Source organism: Sphingomonas kaistensis, from assembly GCF_036884275.1.
In the GTDB taxonomy this organism is placed as follows: Bacteria; Pseudomonadota; Alphaproteobacteria; order Sphingomonadales; family Sphingomonadaceae; genus Sphingomicrobium; species Sphingomicrobium kaistense_A.
In genome coordinates this window covers 1,944,525-1,966,476 of the sequence record NZ_CP145607.1, presented here as the reverse complement: position 1 = coordinate 1,966,476, position 21,952 = coordinate 1,944,525, and the positions used below count along the sequence as shown (strand labels likewise).

Here is a 21,952-nt window from a genome sequence, read left to right as displayed (position 1 = left end):
AGAGCGTGCGGAGGGCTTTTGGTCGGCTCCGGCGCCTGCTAACCCCCGCCCCCATGGCGAGCGCGGCGGACGACAAGGGCGGCAAGGACGGCGACAAGGCCGGGCGGAGCATCGGCAATCTCAAGCTCGTCTTCCAGGCGGCGGCCCGTTATCCCGCGCGGATCGCCGCGGCCTTGTTCTTCCTCGGCGTCAGCTCGGCCGCCACCCTCGCCATCCCGCGCGGGTTCAAGGAAATCATCGACCGCGGGTTCGCGCGCGGCGCGATCGACGGCGCGGCGGTGACGCAAGCGTTCCACTACCTGCTGATGATCGTGATCGTACTGGCGTTCGCGACGGGGCTGCGCTTTTATTTCGTATCGTGGATCGGCGAGCGCACCGTGGCCGACCTTCGCCGGCAGGTGCAGCGCAACCTCCTCACCCTGCCGCCCCGCTTTTTCGAGGAAAACCGCCCGAGCGAAATCGCCTCGCGCCTCACCGCCGACACCGCGGTCCTCGAGCAGGTGGTCGGAAGCTCGGTGTCGATGGCGCTCCGCAACTTCGTCACCGGGGTCGGCGGGATCATCTATCTGCTGGTACTCAGCCCCAAGCTGGCCGGGCTGCTGCTGATCGCCATCCCCCTGCTGTTCGGCCCGATCATCTTGTTCGGCCGCAAGGTGCGTACCCTGTCGCGCGCCAGCCAGGATCGGATCGCCGATGTCGGCTCCAACGTCAGCGAAGTGCTCGGCGCGATGAAGATCGTGCAAGCCTTCGGGCAGGAAGGGCGCGAGGAGCAGCGCTTTGCCGATACGGTGGAACGCGCCTTCGCCACCGCCAAGACCCGGATGCGGCTGCGGGCGGTGATGACCGTGCTGCTGATCGGAATGTTCACCAGCGCCATCGTGCTGGTGATCTGGGAAGGCGCGATCGACGTTGCGGCAGGCCGCATGACCGGCGGCGATATCGCGGCTTTTGTCTTCACCGGCCTCCTCGTCGGCGGTGCGTTCGGTGCGCTGTCCGAGATCTACGGCGATCTGCTCCGCGCCTCGGGCGCCGCTGGCCGTATCTCCGAACTCATTGCGGCCCGGGCCGAGATCAGCGCGCCCGCCACCCCCGTGGCCTTGCCGCAACCGACGCGCGGCGCGATCGCCTTCGACAACGTCGACTTCCGCTACCCCACCCGCCCCGACAGCAAGGCGCTGCATGGCCTTACCATGCGGGTCGCACCGGGTGAGACCGTGGCGGTGGTCGGCCCGTCGGGTGCGGGCAAGTCGACCCTATTCCAGCTCGCGCTGCGCTTTTACGACCCGCAGGAGGGGAGCGTGTCGTTCGACGGCGTCGACGTGCGCGACCTCAACCCCGCCGATCTCCGCCGCCACATCGCGCTGGTGCCGCAGGAAACGGTGATCTTCGCCGCAAGCGCGCGCGACAACCTGCGCTACGGGCGATGGGACGCCAGCGAGGCCGACATCGAAGCGGCGGCGCGGGCCGCCAATGCGCACGAATTCCTTCTCGCGCTGCCCGATGGCTATGACACTTTCCTCGGCGAAAGCGGTGCCCGGCTGTCGGGTGGGCAGCGTCAGCGGATCGCCATCGCCCGCGCATTGCTGCGCGACGCACCGCTGTTGCTGCTCGATGAAGCCACCAGCGCGCTCGATGCCGAAAGCGAGGCGTCGGTCCAGCAGGCGCTCGAGCGGCTGATGACGAGCCACACCACGGTGGTGATCGCCCACCGCCTCGCCACCGTCCGCGCCGCCGACCGCATCATCGTCATGGAAGAAGGCCGGATCGTCGAGGAAGGCACCCACGCCACCCTGTTCGCGCGCGGTGGCCTCTACGCCCGCCTTGCCCGGCTCCAGTTTGACGTCGCTGCATGACAGGAGGCGTGAGCGACGAAAGCCTGCTCTGCACCGCCTGCGGCCTATGCTGCACCGGGGCACTGCACGACGCCGCGTTGCTCAGTGAAGACGAGGTCGAAGCAGCGGTTGCGATCGGGCTGCCCGTGCTGCCGTCCGCAACACCGCCGCGCTTTGCGCTGCCCTGCCCCAAATTCGATGGCGCGATCTGCACTATCTATGAAATTCGGCCGCGCGCGTGTGCGGCCTATAGTTGCCGTCTGCTGGAAGAGGTGCGCGCAGGGTGCCCCCTCGCCTCCGCGCTCGAGATTGTAGGCGAAGCGCGCCGGCTTGCCGAAACGCTGCGGCAGACCATGCCCCCCGGCGAGACATTCGCCGACAGCCGGGCTCACCTTTTCGATCAAGACCGCCCCGCCGCGGCCCAACTCTCGTCGCTTGCCTTGTCGCATTATCTCGACCGCCATTTCCGCAATCGGAACGAAGGTCCCCTTCTCAGCTCGGAGCCCGCCCAATGACCGCCACCTACCGGCGCACCGCCGCGACCATGTCGACCGATGTCGGCGACGACGTGGTCGCGCTCCAGGCCGAGCGCGGCTTCGCCTTCGGCATGGAAGAGGTCACGGCATCGGTGTGGAGACTGCTCGAGCAGCCCCGAAACCTCGACTCACTCGTCGGCGCGCTGACCACCGAATATGACGTCGAGGAAAGTCAGTGCCGCGAGGATGTCGGCGCGTTGCTCGACCGGATGGAGGCGGAAGGCCTGGTGGAGCAGGTCCAGTGAGCGAGCCGACGATCTTATTGTCCGAAGAGGCGGGGGTTGCCCGCATCACGCTGAACCGCCCGGACCGGCTAAACAGCTTCACCGCCGCGATGCATGCCGAGCTGCGCGACGCGCTCGACACGGCGGCGAAAAACGCGCGGGTGATCGTGTTGACCGGGGCCGGACGCGGCTTCTGCGCGGGACAGGATCTCAACGACCGCGCCGTGGCGCCGGGGCAGGCGGTCGATCTCGGCGAGACGGTGGAGCAAAGCTGGAATCCGCTCGTCCGCCGCCTCGCCAGCCTCGATCAGCCGGTCATCGCCCGGGTCAACGGGGTGGCGGCCGGCGCCGGCGCCAATATCGCGCTCGCCTGCGACCTCGTCGTCGCAGGCCGCTCGGCCAAGTTCATCCAAAGCTTCGCCAACCTCGGCCTTATTCCCGACAGTGGTGGAAGCTGGCACCTGCCGCGCCTCGTCGGCCAGGCCCGCGCGCTCGGCCTGGCCCTGACTGCCGAGCCGCTCCCGGCGGAGAAGGCCGCGAACTGGGGCCTGATCTGGAGATGTGTCGAGGACGACGCGCTCGATGCCGAGGTCGATGCCCTCGCGGCCAAGCTCGCCTCCCTCCCGCCGCTCGGCCTAGCCGCGATCAAGCGGCTGATCCGCAGCAGCGGCGAGCGCACGCTGGACCAGGAACTCGACCTCCAGCGCGACGAAATGCGGCGGCTCGGGTTCACCGAAGACTATCGCGAAGGCGTCGCGGCGTTTCTCGAAAAGCGCCCGGCCACCTATCGCGGCCGTTGAGGCCCGGGCTTGAACTATAGGAGTTCACCCGTCATCGCCGATGCGATGACCGGCCCCCGCTCCACTCCCCTTCTCTTCGCTTTTCGTCCCGAAATGACGCGAAGTGGACGAAGTGGACGATCTGGCCTTTTTCCCTTTCCCGCGTGGATATCCCGATGAAAACCCAGCAGCTTCTCAACTACGCCCGCGGGGAGTGGACCCCGGGCGATACCGCCAGCCTGACCGAGTTGCCCAGCGCCCTCGACGGCTCGCCGGTCGCGCTGACCGGGTCGGGCGGGATCGACTTCGGCGGCATGGCGCGCTTTGCCCGCGAGGTCGGCGGACCGGCGCTGCGCGCCCTCACCTTTCACCAGCGCGCCCGGATGCTGAAGGCACTCGGCCTCGCCATTCTTGCCCGCAAGGAAGAACTGTACGAGCTCAACTACGCCACCGGCGCGACGCGCAAGGATGGCTGGATCGACATCGAGGGCGGCGCCGGCACTCTCCTCTCCTTCTCGAGCAAGGGCCGCCGCGAGCTGCCCGATGCACATGTCCTGCTCGATGGGCAGCTCGAACCGCTCAGCAAGTCGGGGCTGTTCCAGGGCCAACACATCTACACCTCGCTGCAGGGCGTGGCGGTCCACATCAACGCCTTCAACTTCCCGGTCTGGGGCATGCTGGAGAAACTGGCCCCGACCATCCTCGCCGGCGTTCCCGCGATCGTGAAGCCGGCCAGCGCCACCGCCTGGCTGGCCGAAGCCGCTTTCCGCGTGATGATCGAAGCCGACATCCTGCCACCGGGCGCGGTGCAGCTCATCGTCGGCGGGGTCGGCGATCTGTTCGATCATCTCACCGGACAGGACGTCGTCAGCTTCACCGGCTCCGCCCAGACCGCGTTAAAGCTGCGCACCCATCCGGTGATTCAGCGCGAGAGTGTCAAGTTCATCGCCGAGCAGGACAGCCTCAACGCCTCAATCCTCGGCCCCGACGCCGCACCCGGCACGCCCGAGTTCGACCTGTTCGTCGCCGAGGTCGTCAACGAGATGACGGTCAAGGCCGGCCAGAAATGCACCGCGATCCGCCGCGCGATGGTGCCTGCTGCCGTTCTTGAGGACGCCGAGCAGGCGATTGCGGCCAAACTCGCCGCGCTTTCAGTCGGCGATCCGCGCGACAAGGTGAACGGCATGGGCGCCCTCGTCAGCCGCGCTCAGCGCGACAGCGTGCGCGAGGCGGTAGCGGCGATCACCGCCGGCGGTGCGCGAATTGCGGCCGGCGATCCTGACAGCAATATCGGTCCGGACGGCGGGGCCTTCATGTCGCCCGTGCTGCTGTGCGCCGACGATCCCTGGGCGTGCGAGGCAGCGCATGACGTCGAACCGTTCGGGCCCGTCGCGACCCTCATGCCGTACCGCGACCTTGCCGATGCGGTGAAGCTCGCCAATCGCGGCAAGGGCAGCCTCGCGCTGTCGCTGTTCACCCACTCGGGGGAGGTCGCCCGCGACTTCGTGCTCGGTGCCGGGGCGTTTCATGGCCGGATGCTGATCATCGACCGCGATAATGCCAAGGATTCGACCGGCCACGGCAGTCCCCTCCCCGTCCTTGTACACGGCGGGCCGGGTCGGGCCGGCGGCGGCGAGGAGATGGGCGGGGTGCGCGGCGTCACCCATTACATGCAGCGCACCGCGCTGCAGGGCTCTCCCGCCATGTTCGCGGCGATCACCTCGCAATATATCCCGGGTGGCCCCAAGCAGGTCATCGACGCACACCCCTTTCGCAAGCGGATGAGCGAGCTTCACATCGGCGACACGCTGAAGACCGCCAGCCGCACCGTCACCGTCGAGGATATCGAGCATTTCGCCCATTTCACCGGCGATACCTTCTACGCCCATATGGACGAGGAAGCCGCTAAGGCCTCGCCGATCTTCGAAGGCCGGGTCGCCCACGGCTACCTGATCCTCAGCTTCGCCGCCGGGCTCTTCGTCGACCCCGCCCCCGGCCCCGTGCTGGCCAACACCGGGCTTGAGAACCTCCGCTTCCTCACCCCGCTCTACCCAGGCGATTCGATGCGGGTGGAGCTGACGGTCCGCTCCAAGTCACTCAAGAGCGAGGAAACCGGCGTCGTCCGCTGGGCGGTCGAGATCTTCAATCAGAAAGACGAGCTGGTCGCGACCTACGATCTGCTGACCGAGAACGTGCCCTGAGGCCAACCGTGTCGATCACCTATAATCTATATCATTAATCGCCGATACGGATTGACCGGTAAGGCGAACGAAAGCGGGATGTGGTGAACCCTCCGTATGGATGGGCGGATCCTCTTTGCTCTCATCCCGGCGTCCTTCGTCCTCTTCGCCGTGGCGCTGGCGACGATCGGCATTCTGGATCGCAGGAACAAGGCCGCGTGGTGGGGAGCCGCCGCCTTCGCGCTGGCGGCGATCGGGGTGACGCTCGATGCCGTGCGGCCGCCCGGTCAGAAATGGGGCCTGCTCAACTTGCACGTCCTGGTGATCGCGGCCTTCGGCAAAGCGCTAGCCGAGCGGCACCGCCAAGCCCTGCCTCCCCGCTTCATGATCATCTTGGCACTCACCGCGGTCACGGTCGCGGCCCTCGGCAACGCCGAAGCACCCCTGAGCTTACGTCAAGGGTCCTTCAACGCCGGCCTGTGCCTCGCCATGCTCGACCTCGGGTGGCATTGCTGGCGGTGGGGGAATCGGCGCCTGGTCGATCGCCTGGTAGTCATCACCGTCGGGGCCCTTGCGCTCAGCTACGCCGCCAAGCTCGCCCTGCTGATGATCGATCCGCTGCCCGACACGCTGTCGAGCCGCGGTGATTTCTTTGAAATCGGGCAGAATCTCGTCTTTCACGTCATCATGGCCGTCAACGGTTCGGCGGCCGGCCTGCTGTTGCTGCTCGTGCTCGGCTGGGATCATGTCGAGGGGCAGGCAGCGCGCATTCGGATCGATCCGTTGACCGGTGCCGGCAATCGTCACGCGCTGGCCGACGCCATCCGTTCCGAGGAAAGGGGGGAGTGGGCGTGCTGCGGGGTGGTGGCGGTCGATCTCGACCATTTCAAACGCATCAACGACCTATTCGGGCATGGCGGAGGTGACGCCGTCCTGTCCGCCACAGCGCGCTCGATCCGTCACGCGATCGAGGGCAAGGGCCGCTTCTTCCGGACCGGCGGAGAGGAATTCGTCATCCTGATCGAAGGGCCGACAAATGTGCGTCTCGGCGACATCGCGGAACTCATCCGCTGCGCGGTGGCGGCCACGTCCTGCGAGCACAGGGACCTCGCAATTGCAGCCACTGCCAGCGTCGGATTTTGCGAACGTCGCGCCGACGAGCCGATCGACGCGGTCATCGAATGCGCCGACGGGGCCTTGTACGAGGCCAAGGCCAAAGGTCGGAACTGCGCGGTCCGTTACCACGGCGATAAAGAGATCAAGGTTGCGCTGCAGCTCGTCTCGTAATGCGGGGGCCATGTTACGAGAAAGGCCGCCAGATAGCTCCGGCGGCCTGATTTCGTGCGCTCGAATTGCGAGTTAGCGGATGCCCGCGATCGCCTGGTCGATCAGCGCCTTGTCGCTGGCGCCGTCGTGACGCTCGGCGATGATCTTGGCGGCCGCCTTGCTCGCCGCGTCGGCGGCAGAAGCGCGGAGCTGCTGAAGAGCGGTGCGCTCTTCAGCGGCGATCTTGTCTTCGGCGATGCGAGTGCGACGCTCGACCAGCGCGGCGGCGTCGGCTTCGGCTTTGGCCCGGATCGCGTCGGCTTCATGCTGAGCGCGCTCGAGCATCGCCTTGGCGTCGCTCTCCGAAGCGGCAGCCTTGGCCTCATACTCGGTCTTGATCTTCTCGGCCTCGGCGCGGAGGGCGGCGGCCTCGTCGAGTTGGGCGCGGATACCGGCGATCTTGCCGTCGAGCGCCTTGCCGATCGCGGCCGGCACCTTTTTCCACAGCAGCACGGCGACGACGATCGCCATCGCCAGACCGACCAGCATGGTGGCGTCGAAGCCCAGCGCCACCGGATCGGTGTGCACTTCGGAGCCCGCTTCGACTTCGGTATTCAGCTCCTGCTGCACGTTGTCAGCCACGGACCAGCTCCTGCTTCACGGCCATGCGGGCCGCTTCTTGATCAATCGTCAGCCCGGCGACCCGCGCGACCATGGCCGCAGCGGCCTCGGCAGCGACCGCTTCGACTTCGGCCTCGGCCGAGACACGCGCTTCGGCGATCCGCCGCATCGCTTCCTCGATCCGGGTTCCGGCAGCGGCATCGGCTGCCTTGACCTTGACCTCGGTCGCCTGCGCGGCAGCGGCCTTGGCCTCCGCCGCGACAGCCGCCGCTTCCGCCCGGCTCTTGTCGAGCGCGGCACGATGTTCCGCTTCAAGTCGGTCCGCGGTTTCGCGGGCGCTTGCAGCGGTGGCGAGGTCGGCTGCAATCCGCGCATCGCGCGCATCCACCGTGCCCTGGATCTTGGGCACCATGCCCAGACCCACGATCACGAAGATCAACCCGAAGCTGATTACCAGCCAAAACAGCTGGGAAGCGAAAATCTCCGGGATTTGTGCGATTTGCGGCACAGGCCGACCTCAGTCTTTCAGGTGGTTAGGCGACGAACAGCAGGATCATCGCAACGACGAACGCCAGCAGGCCGAGAAGTTCGGCGGCGGCGAAGCCGATGAAGAGACGGCCCTGCTGGCTGTCGGCGGCAGCCGGGTTGCGCAGCGCGCTCGCGAGGAACGAGCCGAAGACGTTACCCACGCCGAGGGCGGCCATGCCAACGCCGATGGCGGCGAGACCAGCACCGAGCAGCTTTGCGGCTTCTGCGTCCATGTTCAAACTCCCTTTTGTATCTTGTTGTGAAGGTTAGTGAAGGTTGATTGCGTCGTTGAGATACAGGCTCGTCAGCAGCGCAAAGACATAGGCCTGGATCGCAGCCACCAGCAGTTCGAGCGCGCTGATGCCGATCATCAGGATCAGGCTCGGCAGGCTCACCACCGGGGCGACCCAGAGGGCCTCGGCATTGAGGCCGTTGATCACGAAGCCCGCCAGAACCTTGAGCAGAATGTGGCCGGCGGTCATCGCGACGAAGAGTCGCAGCGCCAGGCTGAAGGGGCGAACCATGAACGACACGAATTCGACCGGGATCAGGATGGGAAGCATCCACCACGGCGCGCCGTGCGGCACGAACAGGCTGAAGAAGTGGAAGCCGTGCTTGGCGAAGCCGACCGCCAGCACGATTCCGAAGGACACGATCGCCAGCACCGCGGTAATCGTCAGGTGGCTGGTGACGGTGAAGGGGTGGACGCCGGGAATGATGCCGACCGGAAGCAGGCCGAGCATGTTCGCGAACAGGATGAACATGAACAGCGAGAAGACGTAGGGCACGAACTTGCGGCCGGCGGGGCCGATATTCGTTTCCATCATGTTGGTGATGAAGCCGGTGACGCCCTCGACCGCGGCCTGCCAGCGGCCGGGCACCAGTTCACGCTTCATGCCGCCAAGCATGAACAGCCACACGGCGGCGAGCGTGAACAGCATCCACAGCGAGCTGTTGGTGAAAGCGATCGAGTGGCCCGCAATGCTCCAATCCTGGCCGAACAACGGTTCGACCTGGAACTGATGCATCGGATCGATCTTGCCCGATTCGGCGGCCACTAAAGGTCCCTCTTCCCGTTCGAATTCGACATCTTGATGATGCTCCAAAACCCGCTGGCGGTACCAAGCACCATCAGCGTGATAAAGAGCGTCGGCCACGTTCCCAACAGCTTGTCGAGAAGCCAGCCGATGAGCGTGCCGCCTACCAGGCCGCCGATCAGGGTAGCGAGAACCTTTTGCCCCATCTGCTCATTCGCATCGGGGGCCGGTCCCTTGCCGGTCCTGACCGCTTCCCGCCGCTGCGCCTCGGCCAGCCTCTGTTCGAGGTGATCGAGACGGGCATCGGCCGGAAGCCTGTCGTCCTGCCGCTCGCTGTCTTCCGCCATAACCGTCTTCTTCTCCTGTGCGTGGCGGCGCTTCCGAAAAGGAGGCGCGCGGGTCACGCGGGGTAGGCAAAGGGGCATGGCAGCGGAAAGCTCGCCAAGGCGCGGCCCCTTTAGCAGGGCAGGCCCGGAGGTCAACCGCCACGGCCGCTGAAGCTTGCGCCACGAGGGGCCAAGACCTAGCTCGTAGGTATGCCCGTCCTTCTTGCCCTGCTGGTGGTCGCGGCCCCCGTGACGATTGCCAGCGAAACCCCCGATCTCGACTTTAGCTACAAATGGTCCGCCGAGGCGAATGCGATTTCCGCCCTCGCCCGCCGCTTTCGCAAAGACGCGGCGACCCGTAAGGTCGAGATGCTCCGCTCCGCCAATGCCGAGAAAGCGTTTCGCGTGAAGGAGAAAATGGACTGGAACGGGCTGCAATTCAGCCGGAGCTGGGAAACCTCGGGGCAAAGCCCGCGCCTGCTGTCCTTGGTGAGCTTCACCAGCGCCTACACCGGCGGCGCGCATCCCAACAGCAACACCACCGCCTTATTGTGGGATCGGCGGTCGGCCAAGGAGATCACCATCGCCTCGCTGCTGCGCACCGGGCAAAGCTGGGACGGAGCGATTCGCCAGCCGTTCTGCGTGCTGCTGAATCGCGAGCGCGCAAAAAGACGCCAGGAGCCGGTGCGGAACGGTGAGTGGCCGAGCCAGTGTCCGGCGCTTAAAGAATTGACCATCGCGCTTGCCGACGAGGATCGGAACGGTCGCTTCGATCACCTGGCGATCACCGCCGACGCCTATGTTGCTGGGCCTTATGCCGAGGGCGCTTATGTGATCAGCCTGCCGCTCACCGCGACCATGCTGGCGCGGCTGAAGCCGGACTACCGCCCGAGCTTCGAGCCTCAGCCGCCCGTGCAATAATCGGGCACCGGTGCCGGCTGCCCGGCCGCCCGTGTTCGCCACTGCCCGTCCGACAGCATGTAGCGCTCACCGATCGCTACCCGCGCCAGCAAGGTACAACCCGCGGTGATGCCGACTTCCTGCGGGCTCACCCCGCGCCGCTGCGCGAGATCCGAATAGAGCGCCCTGCGGCGGATATTCAGCGCTTCGGTCTGACTGCGCGCCTGCGCGGCCGGAGCGCCTGTCGGATAGCCGAGGTAACCGTCGAAGCGCTCGCCCACCTGTCCAGCCGTTCGCGCATCGAAATAGGCGCTTTGCGCCGCCGCCGCCCCCGCGACGGCAATCAAGGCCAGCCCCGCCCAGCGGATCATCGCTGCCCCGTCGTGCCCGGCGTCGTCGCGGGCCGCTGCGGAAAGGCCTCCGGGTTCTGGTCGATCAGCGTATCGACGTCGCGCTGCATCCGGACCAGCACTTCCTGCCGGATCGCGACGTTCAAATTGATCTCGATCGGCTTTTCCGGCGTCTTCAGATTGACGCAGCCGGTCAGCGCGAGTCCGAGCGGCAGGGCAAGCAGGAACGGTCTTCTCATGGGCGGTTCCTCACGGGGGTGACCTCTTCTTGGACGGGGGTCTGGGTTTGCGTGGTGTCTTCCTCGCGGCGGCGCACTTCGGTGACGATGCCGGGAATGTTGCCGAGCGGGCGGTCGAGGGTAGTGTCGATCAGCGTGCGCGGATCACGCAGCGACTTGGCGGTGCCGATCAGCGCGCGGAAAGGCCCGCGGATCGAGACATTGAACTTCAGCGGGAGACTGCCGACGAAGCGGCTGATCAGGCGCTGTGTGCCGTTGGTTCCGGCAAGCCCCACGCCATCGATGGTCAGCGTAGTTCCGAATTCGCCCGCCAGATCGCCGTCCAGCCGGATGATCATCGACTGGAAGCGCAGGTCGCGCAGCGCGTTGAAGGCAAGATTGCCGGCGGTGCCGAGGTTCGCCTTGTTGACCGCGCCGTTATAGGACAGCCGTCCGCCCGGTGCCCGGCTGTCGAGCCGCCCGCCGACGATCCTGCCGCCATTGTCGTCGAAGATCATCGGCAGCACGCCGTCGAAGCGGCCCTCCGCCTTGATGTCGTTGAAGCCGAAGCTGCTGACGAACATGTTGGCGTCGAGCCCGCGCACCTCGAAGGTCAGCCGCTTGGGGCTGGGCCGGCCCAAGTTGAGCACGGTTTCGCGAAGGATCAGCTCGCCGCCCATGAAAGGCCAGCGCCCGGCCTGAATGCGAACCAGCTGGCCGGGCAAGAGCTGATAGGTGATGACGCCATTCTCGACCAGGATACCGGGATTGATGGTGGCGACATTGATGGTCTGCTCAGGTTCGGTTTCGAGGCCAAGCAAATTGGAGAAGCGGATCGTTCCGCTGAGCCCGGTCACCGGACCGAAGGCGGCGGCGAGATTGGTGCCGGTGGTCGAGAATTCGCCCGTCGACGTCACCTCGCCGGTCCCGTTCCAGGCGATCCGCCCCTGCCCCGTCACCGTTCCGTTGACCAGGGCGATCACGCCTTCGGTCAGGCGAGTGATCATCTCGGGCTGCAACCCGTTCTGCGCGAACCGCAGCCCCGGCACGTCGAGCGTCGCATTACCGGTCCCGTTGCCGAGATCGTGGCGGATGGCGACGTTGGTGATGAGCGCGCCGGTGCCCGGATGCCGCAGCGAGCCACCGGCACGGATGTCCCTGCCTTGCAGCGAGAAGGACAGATCGTTCGAACGCAGCGGATAAAAGCGTGGTTCGGGCGAGCCGATGTCGCTGGCGGTCGCCGCGCCATTGACCGTCAGACGGTTGCGATAAAACAGCCACCGGCCGTCGGCCTCGGTCAGCTTGATCGGCACCCGCCCGATGGTCGCATCGGCGCTGGCAAAGGTGCCGCTTATTCCGCTGCCCTGGAATGTGCCTCTCAGGTCGCCGGCGTTGAGCAGGATCGGTGCTTCGGGTTTGCCCAGTCGGGCGGCGACGGTGCTGAACTCGAATCCTCGCGAACCGACCAGCGCACCGCGGGCGGCCCGCGCCGCGAACGGAGACGAGCCGAGGCGGCCGTTCAGCGCCAGGTCGCGCGTGAAGGCGCGCACCGCCACGTCGCCGTCGGGCTGGCGGAACACGATCGCCCGTCCAACCGCGCAAACGGGAAGCTGAGTGCGCCCGAGCTGCAGAGCGCCGAGCCGCAACGCCGCGAATGACACCGGAACACAGCCCTGACCGAACGCCAGCCGCTGGCCCGGCCCAATCGTTCCGCTGACCGGAACGCGAAGACCCGCGATACGACCGTCCGACAGCGGTCCGTCGAGCAGAGCGACGGTCTCGATCCTCGTCCCGCCATTGGCCTGCGCGGCGAAGCGGACCGGATCGAGCGCGAGCCGTGCGCCGTTCGCCGCATAGGGCTGCATCACCAGCCGTCCGCTCATCGCACCGCCGCCGCGCGGCATCGACAGCGCAAGATCGGCGGTCGGCAGTCCGCCCCCGGTCGTGCGGACCCGGCCGTCGACACGCAGGCGGTTGGTAGGCCAGTAGTAAGTGATCCCGTCCCCGCCGCCGCCAACCGCAATCCGGGCGCCCGATGCACTTTGCACGTTGGCGGTTTCGACCCGCACCGCGCCGCCTCCCGCGACGTTGACGAGGCGCAGCTTGCCCGACGCGCTCATCGCCCGGGTGGCGCGTTCGAACCCCGTGCGAAGAGCCTCGGCGATCGGCGCAAGCGGCGTTCCGCCGGCCCCGTCAAGCGCGGCGGTCAGGGGCCGGGTCAGGCTGGGGTCGAGATCGACGCCGTTGGCGCCATAATCCGCGACCAGCGTGATCTGCCCCCGTTCGGCGTTAAGGAGATAATCGCCATCGAGCCGCGTCCGCGCCGCGGTCAGCTGCGCCATGCGTGCCCCGGCCGCGCTCAGCTCGACGGTGCCGAGGATTTGCGTCGGCTGCCCGCCGAAAGTGAGGTTGGCGTTGAAACGATCGAGGCGGTTGACCCCCGCGGCCAGCGCCATCGCACTCATCCGCCCGCTGCCGTTGAAGCGGTCGAAGCCTTCGGAGAAGCGGCTGTCGATGTCGAAGCGGGGCTGCGCGATGGCGATGTTGCTCGCCGGGCAGGCGAAGTTGGCGGCGCTCAGCGGTCCGCTGACCTGCGGACGGCGCGCCGAAACCGACACCGCAAAGGCGGCCCGCATACCCATCAGGGTACAGCGGCCGGCATCGAGGCTCGGCGACGCGGCAGCGAGACGGCCCTTGAAGCCGCCCGTCAACTTGCCTTCGCCTTCGATCGCGATCCCGATCGGCCCATAGGGTGTCGCCATCGCGATCGACGTGTCGGCAAGATCGACGCTGATGTCGGGCAGCGAGAAAGGTTTGCCCGACGGCGGGGGAAGCAGGCGATCGACTTGCCCCCAGGTGACGCGCCGACCGACCACGCGGCCGTGCAGGCGAACGCCGCGGGCGACGACGCGATAGAATTCGACCTGCCCATTCCACCGGATCCGCATCTGAATCTGCGCCAGCCGTGCGGTAAGGTCCGGACGGCGCGGGTCGCCGATCACGAGGTTCGAGACTTGCTGGGTCCGCAGGCCGATGCGATCCAGCGTGAAACTGGCCTGCACGCCGCGCTTTTCGAGCTCGCGCTGAAGGATGTTGGTGGCAATCGGGCGACGCTGGCTCCAGAGCACCAGCGCGACCACGACTAGCAGCACAAGCAGGCCGATCAGCGCGAAACCGAGCAGTCGCGGCAAGGGGCGACGACGCCTTGCGACGGTCACCGCTCCTTCTTCGTCGCTGCTGACCGTCGTCTCGTCCGCCACCAACCGTCAAACCTTCGTCATCGAAGACCGTTCCGCCACCGACATGTTGCATGACGAGCGCGGACGGCATAGCTTATTGCCCATGGGCGACAAGCCGAATGGCGCCGATGGGCATCGCGCGCGCCTTCGGCATCGGCTGCTGGACGGCGGCGGCGACGCATTGCTCGACCACGAACTGGTTGAATATCTCCTGACTCTCGCCATCCCCCGCCCCGATACCAAGCCCTTGGCAAAGCAGCTGATTTCTTCCTTTGGCGGACTTGGCCCCCTGCTCGAAGCGCCGCCCGAAGTCCTTCGCCGCGAGGGCCTGACCGACGGGGTGATCGGCGCTTTGGCGATCGCCCGTGCGACCGCATTGCGCCTGCTTGAAACCCGCACCGAAGGGCGGCCGCTGCTGTCCAGCTGGGATGCGCTGGGCGACTATCTGCAGGCAACGATGAGCCACGCCCGGGTCGAAGAAGTCCGCGTGCTGTTCCTCAATGCCAAGAATGTGCTCATCGCCAACGAATCGATGTGGCGCGGGTCGGTGGACGAAGCGGCGGTCCATGTCCGCGAAGTCATCGCCCGCGCCATCGCGCTCGGCGCCACGGCGCTGATCCTGGTTCACAACCACCCGAGCGGCGATCCGACGCCGAGCCAGCAGGACATTCGCCTGACCCGCGATATCGTCGACGCCGGTCGGCACATGAAGATCACGGTCCACGACCATGTCATCGTCGGGGCGCAGGGCCGCAGTAGCTTTAGGGCCATGGGCCTGATGTGAGTGCTCGCCTTCAGTTCGCCATGAAAAACGTGTAGGCGCGCGCCCCATGCTGACCATCAACGGAATCACGGTTCGCCTTGGCGGGCGGACCATCCTCGACCGCGCCACCGCCACGATCCGCCCGAAGAGCCGCGTCGGGCTGATCGGCCGCAATGGCGCTGGCAAGTCGACCCTGATGAAAGTGATGATCGGGCAGCTTGAAGCCGACGACGGCGAGATCGAGATGCCCAAGCGCACCCGCCTCGGCTATATCGCGCAGGAAGCGCCAAGCGGCGACGCGACGCCGTTCGACACGGTGCTCGCCGCCGACACCGAGCGGGCCGAACTGATGATCGCCGCCGAAGACTACAGCGACATGGATCGCCTCGGCGAGGTCCATGAGCGACTGCTGGCGATCGACGCCTATGGCGCGCCGTCGCGGGCGTCGAAGATCCTGCTCGGTCTCGGCTTCGACGAGGACATGCAGGCCCGCCCGCTCGACAGCTTCTCGGGCGGCTGGAAGATGCGCGTGGCGCTTGCCGCCCTGCTCTTTTCCGAACCCGACGTGCTGCTACTCGACGAACCGTCGAACCACCTCGACCTCGAAGCGACCCTATGGCTCGAAAATTTCCTCAAGGACTATTCGGGCACCCTGGTCGTCATCAGCCACGAGCGCGACCTCCTCAACAACGTGGTCGACACCATTCTCCACGCCGAAGGCGGGCGGCTGGCGCAATATGCCGGCGGCTATGACGATTTCGAGCGGCAGCGGGCCGAACGCGCGGCGCAGTTGGCCGCGGCCAAGGCGAGCCAGGACGCCCAGCGGGCCCGCCTGCAGGACTATATCGCCCGCAATTCCGCCCGCGCCTCGACCGCCAAGCAAGCGCAGAGCCGGGCCAAGATGCTGGCCAAGATGCAGCCGATCGCCGCGATGGCCGACGATCCCTCGCTCAGCTTCGCTTTCCCCTCGCCGTCGGAGCTGAAACCTCCGCTTATCACGCTGGACATGGCGGCAGTCGGCTACAACGACACGCCGATTTTGCGAAAGGTGAACCTTCGCATCGATCCCGACGACCGGATCGCGCTGCTCGGCCGCAACGGCAACGGCAAGACCACCCTCGCCCGCCTGATCGCCGCGCAGCTTCCGGCAATGGAAGGCGCGATGGTCGCCACCGGCAAGATGCGGGTCGGTTATTTCACCCAGTATCAGGTCGAGGAACTGCACGGCGATGACACCCCGCTGCAGCACATGAGCCGGGCGATGGAAGGCCACTCCCCCGCGGCGGTCCGGGCGCAACTGGGCCGCTTCGGTTTCTCGGGCGACAAGGCGACGACGGTGACCTCCAAGCTGTCGGGCGGCGAGCGCGCGCGGCTGGCGCTGGCGCTGATCACGCGGGAAGCGCCGCACCTCCTGATCCTCGACGAGCCGACCAATCACCTTGACGTCGATGCCCGCGAGGCGCTGGTTCAGGCGCTTAACGAATATGACGGCGCTGTCATCCTGATCAGCCACGACCGCCACATGGTCGAGCTCACCGCCGACCGGCTGGTGCTGGTCGATGACGGCAAGGCGGTCGATTATGCCGGCAGCATCGAGGATTACATCGACTTCGTGCTCGGCCGGAATCAGCCCAAGGCCGAGACCAAGCCAAAGGCGCCGAAGGGCTCCAAGGCACGCGAGGACGCCAAGGCGCTGAAGAAAGCGACCGACGAGGCCGAAAAGGAAAGCCTGCGCCTCGCTGAGCAGCGTTCCGAACTCGACCGCGCCATGTTCGATCCGTCGGGTGCCGACCCGCAATATGCCCGCCTGTCGATGAGCGAGCTGTCGCAGCGCCGGGCCAAGGTCGCGGCCGCGCTGGAGGAAGCCGAAGCGCGCTGGATGGCGCTGGCCGAAAAGCTGGAACGCGAAGCGGCGTGATTGAAGCGATGGCCCTGCCCTGCTAGCGGGCGCGGCCATGGTTCCTCGCTATTCCCGCCCCGCCATGACCGCCATCTGGGCGGCCGAAAACCGCTTCCGCATCTGGTGGGATATCGAGGTCTTCGCGGCCGAGGCGATGGGCGATATCGGGATGATCCCGCAGGAGGATGCGGCCAAGATCCTCGCCGCGCGCGAGACGATCGAGCCGATCGACGTGCCCGCCATCGACGCGATCGAGGCGGTGACCAAACATGACGTCATCGCCTTCCTGACCTGGGCCGGCGATAAGCTGGGCGACGAGCGGCGCTGGCTGCATCAGGGCATGACCAGCAGCGACGTGCTCGACACCGCACTGGCTGTGCAATTGGCGCAGGCCTCGGACATCCTGATCGACGACCTGAAGCAATTGCTTGCGGTGCTCGAGCGGCGGGCCTTCGAGCACAAGCTGACCCCGACCATCGGCCGCAGTCACGGCATCCATGCCGAGCCGGTGACCTTTGGCCTCAAGCTCGCCCAGGCTCATGCCGAATTCGCCCGCAACCTGAAGCGCCTCGAAGCCGCGCGCGAGGAGATCGCGACCTGCGCCATTTCGGGCGCGGTCGGCACCTTCGCCAACATCGATCCGCGGGTCGAAGAGCATGTCGCCAAGCGCCTCGGCCTCACCCCGGAGCCGACCTCGACACAGGTCATCCCGCGCGACCGGCATGCGATGTTCTTCGCGACGCTGGGCGTGATCGCGTCGAGCATCGAGCGGCTGGCGACCGAGGTACGCCACCTGCAGCGGACCGAAGTGCTGGAAGCCGAGGAATATTTCTCGCCCGGCCAGAAGGGGTCGAGCGCGATGCCGCACAAGCGCAACCCGGTGCTGACCGAGAATCTGACCGGCCTCGCCCGGCTGGTCCGCAGCGCGGTGACCCCGGCCATGGAGAATGTCGCGCTGTGGCATGAGCGGGACATCAGCCATTCGAGCGTCGAGCGATTCATCGGGCCGGACGCGACCATCACGCTCGACTTCGCGCTGGCGCGGCTGACCGGTGTCATCGACAAGCTGCTGGTCTATCCCGAGCGGATGCAGAAGAACCTCGACCGCATGGGCGGGCTCGTCCACTCGCAGCGCGTGCTGCTGGCGCTGACGCAAGGCGGGCTGAGCCGTGAGGACGCCTATGCCAAGGTCCAGCGCAACGCGATGAAAGTGTGGGAATCGGACGGCGCGCTGGCGCTGCTCGACCTGCTCAAGGCCGATCCCGAGGTCACCGCCGTGTTACCGCCCGAGAGGCTCGAGGAGAGCTTCGACCTCGGCTACCACTTCCGCCAGATCGACACGATCTTCGAGCGGGTGTTCGGCCATTCGGCGTAGGCGCTCAAGGCCAAAAAGATCACCGGTAACGGGGGTGCAATCCCCTTTCCGTTACCGTCGGCCATTCGCGTAATTCCGCCAGCCCAGGCAAGCCGCAGCACATCACACGCTGTGACCCTGCTTGCCACGGCGCGAAGTGAAGATCGACAGGATAAAAGAACCGACGATGAACCGTTTCGTTTAGTCGAGCGGGCAATTTCCTGCCCTGTAAGTGTGACTATCGAATGTCCACAAGAGGTGGAAAGCTGACACTCGCCTAGGCCCGCCGAAAGCCCGATGTTCGTGTACCTTCGACGTCGTCCAACCATGTAAGATATCGGCGCGATTCCGGACCTAAGAAGGCATCCACGTCACTAAAGTCCAATCCGCCGTTCTGAGCAGCCTGCCAGACTGTGCCCAAGAAAGCGCTGGCAACGCTGAACGCCAAATCATGCGAGCCATCGCGAATGAGTTGCTCCGCGAAAGCGAAAAGCTTCTTTTTGTCAGAGGTTGAGACAGGTTGTCGGCTTGAACCAACAGCCACACCGATGGCGGTGAAGGCGGTATGCGCAACATCATTGGGGTGGCCCGTTAGTCGCCATGTTGCCTTGTCGAAGCGCCGCTGTGTTTCAGGAGAAAGTGCCCCCATCACTCTGGCTGCTTCAATCCCCTCCAAATCAATCTGCTTCGCCATCCTTCGATGTGTCGCAGCCGCAGCGAATGTCCGCAATGGGTCGTAAGCGGTCTTTCGTTACGCGACCTACGCATGACCCATTGCCGACATCGGCAGGCTCGGTAAGCTGACCTTGGATGCCTACCGTTCTTGCCAACCTCCTCGTTGCACTTGCGCTTGGGCAAGCGTCTTCTGCCGCTCCGACCACGAACCCTTCACATCAAGACGTGGCAATTCCCGAGAGCGAAGACTCCCTGCTGCTGGCCGTACCGGCCCTAACGCCTATTGCCAGCAACGGTGATGTCATTCGTTATGTTTTACGGAGGGGCTTCGGATACGGCCGGAAACCGACCGCGCGGATTGTGCAGGCGGCTTGGCTCTACGGATCGCCGCAGCCGACAGGGCTGATCGTTGAATTGTCGAAAGCGGATGGAGCCTGGAAAGTCATCGAGCGTCAGGAAGCTCCGATCGCTGCAAGTGAGTTCAACCGGCTTCTCGGCCAGGTTGCTGCCGTCACCGCGACGCTCGGTGATCGAACTCTCCGTGGAAGTTTTGTTGTTTGCTCGCACGCAGACAGTGCGCAGTTCGATCTGAGTGTTCCCGACGAGCGCTTGAGAATGTCGCGCGGCGCGCATTGCTCCAAGGACACGTCTGCCTTCGTCGCGGGCGAGATGCTGACGAATGTTGTCGAAGAGAGTTTGAAGCTGAAGAACAGATAGGGTTCGAGCGCCCTCCTCCAGCCGAGCCGTGATGGTTTCTTTCAACCCATCGCAATCAATCCGGATTGGATCGCCTTGCGGATTGCCCGAACTTGCCTCGGAATGCCGCTACTCGAGCGCGGGTTCCAATGGGTGGCATGGGTTCGACGCCGTAACGCCGTACGGATTGGTCACCGAACATCAGGCCGCAAAGACCCGAGGTTTCCACGCCGCTGATTGTCCGGGCGACCGCCCGCGAAATAGGTCGTTCCGCCACTGCGGACGGGGATGAGATAATGATTGCTGAGCCGAACAAAGCCCCTATTTTCAGAAGCTGCAAGCCCACCTCCAGCGTTAACATCGCTCGAAAGACGGCCGGGCATCCCGCGCTTGGTTATGCCGCGATCGGGTCGATCCAAAAGAGCTTCGCTTGCCCCAAACGCCGCTCAGACCCCAGGCAACCGACCCGACTCGAACATAACCCCAGTTAATGTATTTAATTGTCTTTAGAATGTATAAGGGGTGCCTGTCTCGCCTTGATTGGCCGCCTCACCGCACCCCGCGCGCGAGCTTCCAGCGGGCCGGCTCGGCGCGACTTGCAAAGTAGGAATTTGCCTGCTCGACTAGCCGCGACGGTTCGCCGTCACGCTCTTTCTCACTGCCGCCATGCTCCCCGCGTAAGCAAAGGTCACACCGTGCGCGCAGACACCCCGCCACCGGTGACCTTTGTGACCTTGTTCAGAAACCTTAACGGCAATCCGCTTTCACGGGCTTGACCCGCGGGCCTGCTTCTTCTTCCTTCGACGGCCAGCCGCCAGCCGAAAAGGAAGCCCATGCCCGTTGCCAGCATCGACACCATCCGAGCCAAGGTCGGTACGGAGCTTGGCGCTTCCGACTGGATCGAGGTCACCCAGGACCGGATCCAGGCGTTCGCCGACGCGACCGAGGATCAGCAGTTCATCCACGTCGACGAAGCGCTCGCCGCGCAGACGCCCTTCGGCGGGACCATCGCCCACGGCTTTCTCACCCTCTCCCTCCTCTCGCGCATGGCCGCCGACGTCATGCTGATGCCCGAGACGACCAAAATGGGCGTCAATTACGGGTTCGAGAAAGTCCGCTTTCTCGCCCCCGTCCGCGCCGGCAAGCGGGTGCGCGGTCACTTCACCCTCGCCGCGTTCGAGGAAAAGCGCCCGGGCCAGTATCAGTTTGCCCATGACGTCACGGTCGAGATCGAGGGCGAGGACAAGCCGGCCCTGATCGCGACCTGGATCGGGCAGGTCTTCGCGTAAGGCTCACGGCCCGCTAAGCCGTTCGCCGACTCACTTCTTATCCCGGGAGCCACCATGTCCACCGTTCGCGACGCCGTTATCGTCTCCACCGCCCGCACCCCGATCGGCCGCGCTTATCGCGGCGCCTTCAACGCGACGCCCTCCCCCACCCTCACCGCCCACGCCATCCGCGCCGCGGTGGAGCGGGCCGGCATCGCCAATGACGAGATCGAGGACGTGGTGATCGGCGCCGCGCTGCAGCAGGGTGTGCAAACCACCATCGGCCGCACCGCCGCGCTGCGCGCCGGGCTCGGTGTCGGGGTCGCCGGCATGTCGATCGACCGCCAGTGCGCGTCTGGCCTGATGGCCATCGCTACCGCCGCCAAGCAGGTGATCGTCGACCGCATGGACGTCTGCGTCGCCGGCGGGGTCGAGAGCATCAGCCTCGTCCAGACCCCCGAGATGCGCCTCGGCTCCGACCCCGAGCTGCTCTCCATGCACAATGCGGTCTACATGCCGATGATCCAGACCGCCGAGGTGGTCGGCAGCCGCTACGGCATCAGCCGCGAGCGCTGCGACGAATATGCTCTCCGCTCGCAGCAGCGCACCGCCGCCGCGCAGGCCAACGGCACCTTCGCCGACGAGATCGTCGAAGTGACGGCCCGGATGGCGGTCAAGAACAAGGAAACCGGCGAGACCACCATGCAGGAGGTCACGCTCGCCAAGGATGAAGGCAATCGTCCGCAGACCACGCTCGAGGATCTCGCAAAGCTTCAGCCGGTGATGGGCCCGGAGCAGATCATCACTGCCGGTAATGCCAGCCAGCTGTCGGACGGCGCTTCGGCCTGCGTGGTCATGGACAGCGCGCTCGCCGAGAAGAAGGGCCTGACCCCGCTCGGCCGCTATGTCGGCATGGCGGTCGCCGGCACCGAGCCCGACGAAATGGGTATCGGCCCGGTCTATGCGGTACCCAAGCTGCTCGGCCGCTTCGGTCTCAAGGTCGAGGACATCGGCCTGTGGGAGCTGAACGAGGCGTTCGCGGTGCAGGTGCTCTACTGCCAGGACAAGCTCGGCATCCCTGACGAACTTCTCAACGTCAACGGCGGCGCGATCTCGATCGGCCACCCCTATGGCATGAGCGGCGCGCGCCTCACCGGCCACGCCCTGCTCGAAGGCAAGCGCCGCGGTGCCAAGTACGTCGTCGTCACCATGTGCGTCGGCGGCGGCATGGGCGCGGCCGGCCTGTTCGAGGTCTTCTGA

22 protein-coding genes are annotated in these 21,952 nt (G+C 65.9%); 13 read left to right on the top strand and 9 right to left on the bottom strand.

Annotated features, from left to right (window positions below):
• The first annotated feature begins 53 nt into the window (after nucleotides 1-53).
• The 6 genes from V6R86_RS09535 (at nucleotide 54) to V6R86_RS09510 (ending at nucleotide 6,838) form a co-directional block, all read left to right on the top strand.
• Nucleotides 54-1,853 (top strand): ABC transporter transmembrane domain-containing protein, encoded by a 1,800-nt coding sequence (locus tag V6R86_RS09535; protein WP_338504085.1) that lies wholly within the window; start codon nucleotides 54-56, stop codon nucleotides 1,851-1,853.
• 8 nt (nucleotides 1,854-1,861) lie between these two features.
• Complete coding sequence (locus tag V6R86_RS09530; protein ID WP_338504083.1) at nucleotides 1,862-2,347, top strand: YkgJ family cysteine cluster protein; 486 nt, start codon at nucleotides 1,862-1,864, stop codon at nucleotides 2,345-2,347.
• Nucleotides 2,344-2,613, top strand: coding sequence for a PqqD family protein (locus V6R86_RS09525; RefSeq protein WP_338504081.1), 270 nt, complete (start codon nucleotides 2,344-2,346; stop codon nucleotides 2,611-2,613). Before V6R86_RS09530 ends, V6R86_RS09525 begins: the two co-directional genes overlap by 4 nt.
• Nucleotides 2,610-3,392 carry a 2-(1,2-epoxy-1,2-dihydrophenyl)acetyl-CoA isomerase PaaG gene (gene paaG, locus V6R86_RS09520; RefSeq protein ID WP_338504079.1) on the top strand — a complete coding sequence of 261 codons (783 nt, stop codon included), beginning with the start codon at nucleotides 2,610-2,612 and terminating at the stop codon, nucleotides 3,390-3,392. Before V6R86_RS09525 ends, paaG begins: the two co-directional genes overlap by 4 nt.
• Nucleotides 3,393-3,547: 155 nt before the next feature.
• Complete coding sequence (gene paaZ / locus V6R86_RS09515; protein WP_338504077.1) at nucleotides 3,548-5,572, top strand: phenylacetic acid degradation bifunctional protein PaaZ; 2,025 nt, start codon at nucleotides 3,548-3,550, stop codon at nucleotides 5,570-5,572.
• A 96-nt stretch (nucleotides 5,573-5,668) separates the two neighbouring features.
• A complete protein-coding gene (locus V6R86_RS09510; protein WP_338504074.1) occupies nucleotides 5,669-6,838 on the top strand; it encodes a GGDEF domain-containing protein in 1,170 nt (389 codons plus the stop codon).
• A 72-nt stretch (nucleotides 6,839-6,910) separates the two neighbouring features.
• Here V6R86_RS09510 and V6R86_RS09505 read toward each other — a convergent pair whose 3' ends face one another.
• The 5 genes from V6R86_RS09505 to V6R86_RS09485 are packed head-to-tail and all read right to left on the bottom strand — an operon-like array spanning nucleotide 6,911 to nucleotide 9,407.
• On the bottom strand, nucleotides 6,911-7,459 hold the full coding sequence (locus V6R86_RS09505) for a hypothetical protein (RefSeq protein WP_338504072.1): 549 nt from the start codon (nucleotides 7,457-7,459) through the stop codon (nucleotides 6,911-6,913).
• On the bottom strand, nucleotides 7,452-7,946 hold the full coding sequence (locus V6R86_RS09500; RefSeq protein WP_338504071.1) for an ATPase: 495 nt from the start codon (nucleotides 7,944-7,946) through the stop codon (nucleotides 7,452-7,454). Before V6R86_RS09500 ends, V6R86_RS09505 begins: the two co-directional genes overlap by 8 nt.
• 25 nt (nucleotides 7,947-7,971) lie before the next feature.
• Nucleotides 7,972-8,199, bottom strand: coding sequence for a F0F1 ATP synthase subunit C (locus tag V6R86_RS09495; protein WP_168069094.1), 228 nt, complete (start codon nucleotides 8,197-8,199; stop codon nucleotides 7,972-7,974).
• Between the two features lie 33 nt (nucleotides 8,200-8,232).
• Nucleotides 8,233-9,024, bottom strand: coding sequence for a F0F1 ATP synthase subunit A (locus tag V6R86_RS09490; protein WP_338504068.1), 792 nt, complete (start codon nucleotides 9,022-9,024; stop codon nucleotides 8,233-8,235).
• Nucleotides 9,024-9,407: an AtpZ/AtpI family protein gene (locus V6R86_RS09485; protein ID WP_338504066.1), complete on the bottom strand. Its 384-nt coding sequence runs from the start codon at nucleotides 9,405-9,407 to the stop codon at nucleotides 9,024-9,026. The genes V6R86_RS09490 and V6R86_RS09485 overlap by 1 nt, the downstream gene beginning before the upstream one ends.
• A gap of 132 nt (nucleotides 9,408-9,539) precedes the next feature.
• On the opposite strand from V6R86_RS09485, the gene V6R86_RS09480 reads away from it, so the two are divergent.
• A complete protein-coding gene (locus V6R86_RS09480) occupies nucleotides 9,540-10,250 on the top strand; it encodes a PdaC/SigV domain-containing protein (RefSeq protein WP_338504064.1) in 711 nt (236 codons plus the stop codon).
• On the opposite strand, the gene V6R86_RS09475 is transcribed toward V6R86_RS09480, so the two are convergent.
• From V6R86_RS09475 to V6R86_RS09465, 3 genes are read right to left on the bottom strand one after another with little or no spacing between them, the layout of a single operon-like run.
• Nucleotides 10,232-10,600, bottom strand: a complete 369-nt coding sequence (locus V6R86_RS09475) for a YdbL family protein (RefSeq protein WP_338504062.1) — start codon at nucleotides 10,598-10,600, stop codon at nucleotides 10,232-10,234. The genes V6R86_RS09480 and V6R86_RS09475 overlap by 19 nt on opposite strands.
• Complete coding sequence (locus V6R86_RS09470; RefSeq protein WP_338504060.1) at nucleotides 10,597-10,818, bottom strand: YnbE family lipoprotein; 222 nt, start codon at nucleotides 10,816-10,818, stop codon at nucleotides 10,597-10,599. The genes V6R86_RS09475 and V6R86_RS09470 overlap by 4 nt, the downstream gene beginning before the upstream one ends.
• The gene (locus V6R86_RS09465) at nucleotides 10,815-14,057 is read right to left on the bottom strand and encodes an intermembrane phospholipid transport protein YdbH family protein (protein WP_338504059.1); all 3,243 of its coding nucleotides are present in this window, start codon (nucleotides 14,055-14,057) and stop codon (nucleotides 10,815-10,817) included. The genes V6R86_RS09470 and V6R86_RS09465 overlap by 4 nt, the downstream gene beginning before the upstream one ends.
• A gap of 82 nt (nucleotides 14,058-14,139) precedes the next feature.
• Between V6R86_RS09465 and radC the strand changes: the two genes are divergently transcribed.
• The 3 genes from radC to purB are packed head-to-tail and all read left to right on the top strand — an operon-like array spanning nucleotide 14,140 to nucleotide 18,074.
• A complete protein-coding gene (gene radC / locus V6R86_RS09460) occupies nucleotides 14,140-14,820 on the top strand; it encodes a RadC family protein (protein WP_338504057.1) in 681 nt (226 codons plus the stop codon).
• Between the two features lie 46 nt (nucleotides 14,821-14,866).
• The gene (locus tag V6R86_RS09455; protein ID WP_338504055.1) at nucleotides 14,867-16,717 is read left to right on the top strand and encodes an ABC-F family ATP-binding cassette domain-containing protein; all 1,851 of its coding nucleotides are present in this window, start codon (nucleotides 14,867-14,869) and stop codon (nucleotides 16,715-16,717) included.
• 37 nt (nucleotides 16,718-16,754) lie between these two features.
• Nucleotides 16,755-18,074: an adenylosuccinate lyase gene (gene purB / locus V6R86_RS09450; RefSeq protein WP_338504053.1), complete on the top strand. Its 1,320-nt coding sequence runs from the start codon at nucleotides 16,755-16,757 to the stop codon at nucleotides 18,072-18,074.
• Nucleotides 18,075-18,330: 256 nt separating this feature from the next.
• Here purB and V6R86_RS09445 read toward each other — a convergent pair whose 3' ends face one another.
• Nucleotides 18,331-18,747, bottom strand: coding sequence for a hypothetical protein (locus V6R86_RS09445; RefSeq protein WP_338504052.1), 417 nt, complete (start codon nucleotides 18,745-18,747; stop codon nucleotides 18,331-18,333).
• Between the two features lie 116 nt (nucleotides 18,748-18,863).
• Between V6R86_RS09445 and V6R86_RS09440 the strand changes: the two genes are divergently transcribed.
• From V6R86_RS09440 to V6R86_RS09430, 3 genes are all read left to right on the top strand, one after another.
• Nucleotides 18,864-19,445, top strand: coding sequence for a hypothetical protein (locus V6R86_RS09440; RefSeq protein ID WP_338504051.1), 582 nt, complete (start codon nucleotides 18,864-18,866; stop codon nucleotides 19,443-19,445).
• A gap of 812 nt (nucleotides 19,446-20,257) precedes the next feature.
• Nucleotides 20,258-20,713, top strand: a complete 456-nt coding sequence (locus V6R86_RS09435) for a MaoC family dehydratase (protein WP_338504048.1) — start codon at nucleotides 20,258-20,260, stop codon at nucleotides 20,711-20,713.
• Between the two features lie 54 nt (nucleotides 20,714-20,767).
• Complete coding sequence (locus tag V6R86_RS09430) at nucleotides 20,768-21,952, top strand: acetyl-CoA C-acyltransferase (RefSeq protein ID WP_338504046.1); 1,185 nt, start codon at nucleotides 20,768-20,770, stop codon at nucleotides 21,950-21,952.

Excerpts from the sequence above, each read along its gene's own strand:
- V6R86_RS09535 (WP_338504085.1), top strand. The coding sequence starts at position 54 with ATGGCGAGCGCGGCGGACGACAAGGGCGGCAAGGACGGCGACAAGGCC.
- V6R86_RS09525 (WP_338504081.1), top strand. The coding sequence starts at position 2,344 with ATGACCGCCACCTACCGGCGCACCGCCGCGACCATGTCGACCGATGTC.
- paaZ (WP_338504077.1), top strand. The coding sequence starts at position 3,548 with ATGAAAACCCAGCAGCTTCTCAACTACGCCCGCGGGGAGTGGACCCCG.
- V6R86_RS09510 (WP_338504074.1), top strand. The coding sequence starts at position 5,669 with ATGGATGGGCGGATCCTCTTTGCTCTCATCCCGGCGTCCTTCGTCCTC.
- V6R86_RS09495 (WP_168069094.1), bottom strand. The coding sequence starts at position 8,199 with ATGGACGCAGAAGCCGCAAAGCTGCTCGGTGCTGGTCTCGCCGCCATC.
- V6R86_RS09480 (WP_338504064.1), top strand. The coding sequence starts at position 9,540 with ATGCCCGTCCTTCTTGCCCTGCTGGTGGTCGCGGCCCCCGTGACGATT.
- V6R86_RS09475 (WP_338504062.1), bottom strand. The coding sequence starts at position 10,600 with ATGATCCGCTGGGCGGGGCTGGCCTTGATTGCCGTCGCGGGGGCGGCG.
- V6R86_RS09470 (WP_338504060.1), bottom strand. The coding sequence starts at position 10,818 with ATGAGAAGACCGTTCCTGCTTGCCCTGCCGCTCGGACTCGCGCTGACC.
- radC (WP_338504057.1), top strand. The coding sequence starts at position 14,140 with ATGGGCGACAAGCCGAATGGCGCCGATGGGCATCGCGCGCGCCTTCGG.
- V6R86_RS09455 (WP_338504055.1), top strand. The coding sequence starts at position 14,867 with ATGCTGACCATCAACGGAATCACGGTTCGCCTTGGCGGGCGGACCATC.
- purB (WP_338504053.1), top strand. The coding sequence starts at position 16,755 with ATGGTTCCTCGCTATTCCCGCCCCGCCATGACCGCCATCTGGGCGGCC.
- V6R86_RS09445 (WP_338504052.1), bottom strand. The coding sequence starts at position 18,747 with ATGGCGAAGCAGATTGATTTGGAGGGGATTGAAGCAGCCAGAGTGATG.
- V6R86_RS09440 (WP_338504051.1), top strand. The coding sequence starts at position 18,864 with ATGCCTACCGTTCTTGCCAACCTCCTCGTTGCACTTGCGCTTGGGCAA.
- V6R86_RS09435 (WP_338504048.1), top strand. The coding sequence starts at position 20,258 with ATGCCCGTTGCCAGCATCGACACCATCCGAGCCAAGGTCGGTACGGAG.
- V6R86_RS09430 (WP_338504046.1), top strand. The coding sequence starts at position 20,768 with ATGTCCACCGTTCGCGACGCCGTTATCGTCTCCACCGCCCGCACCCCG.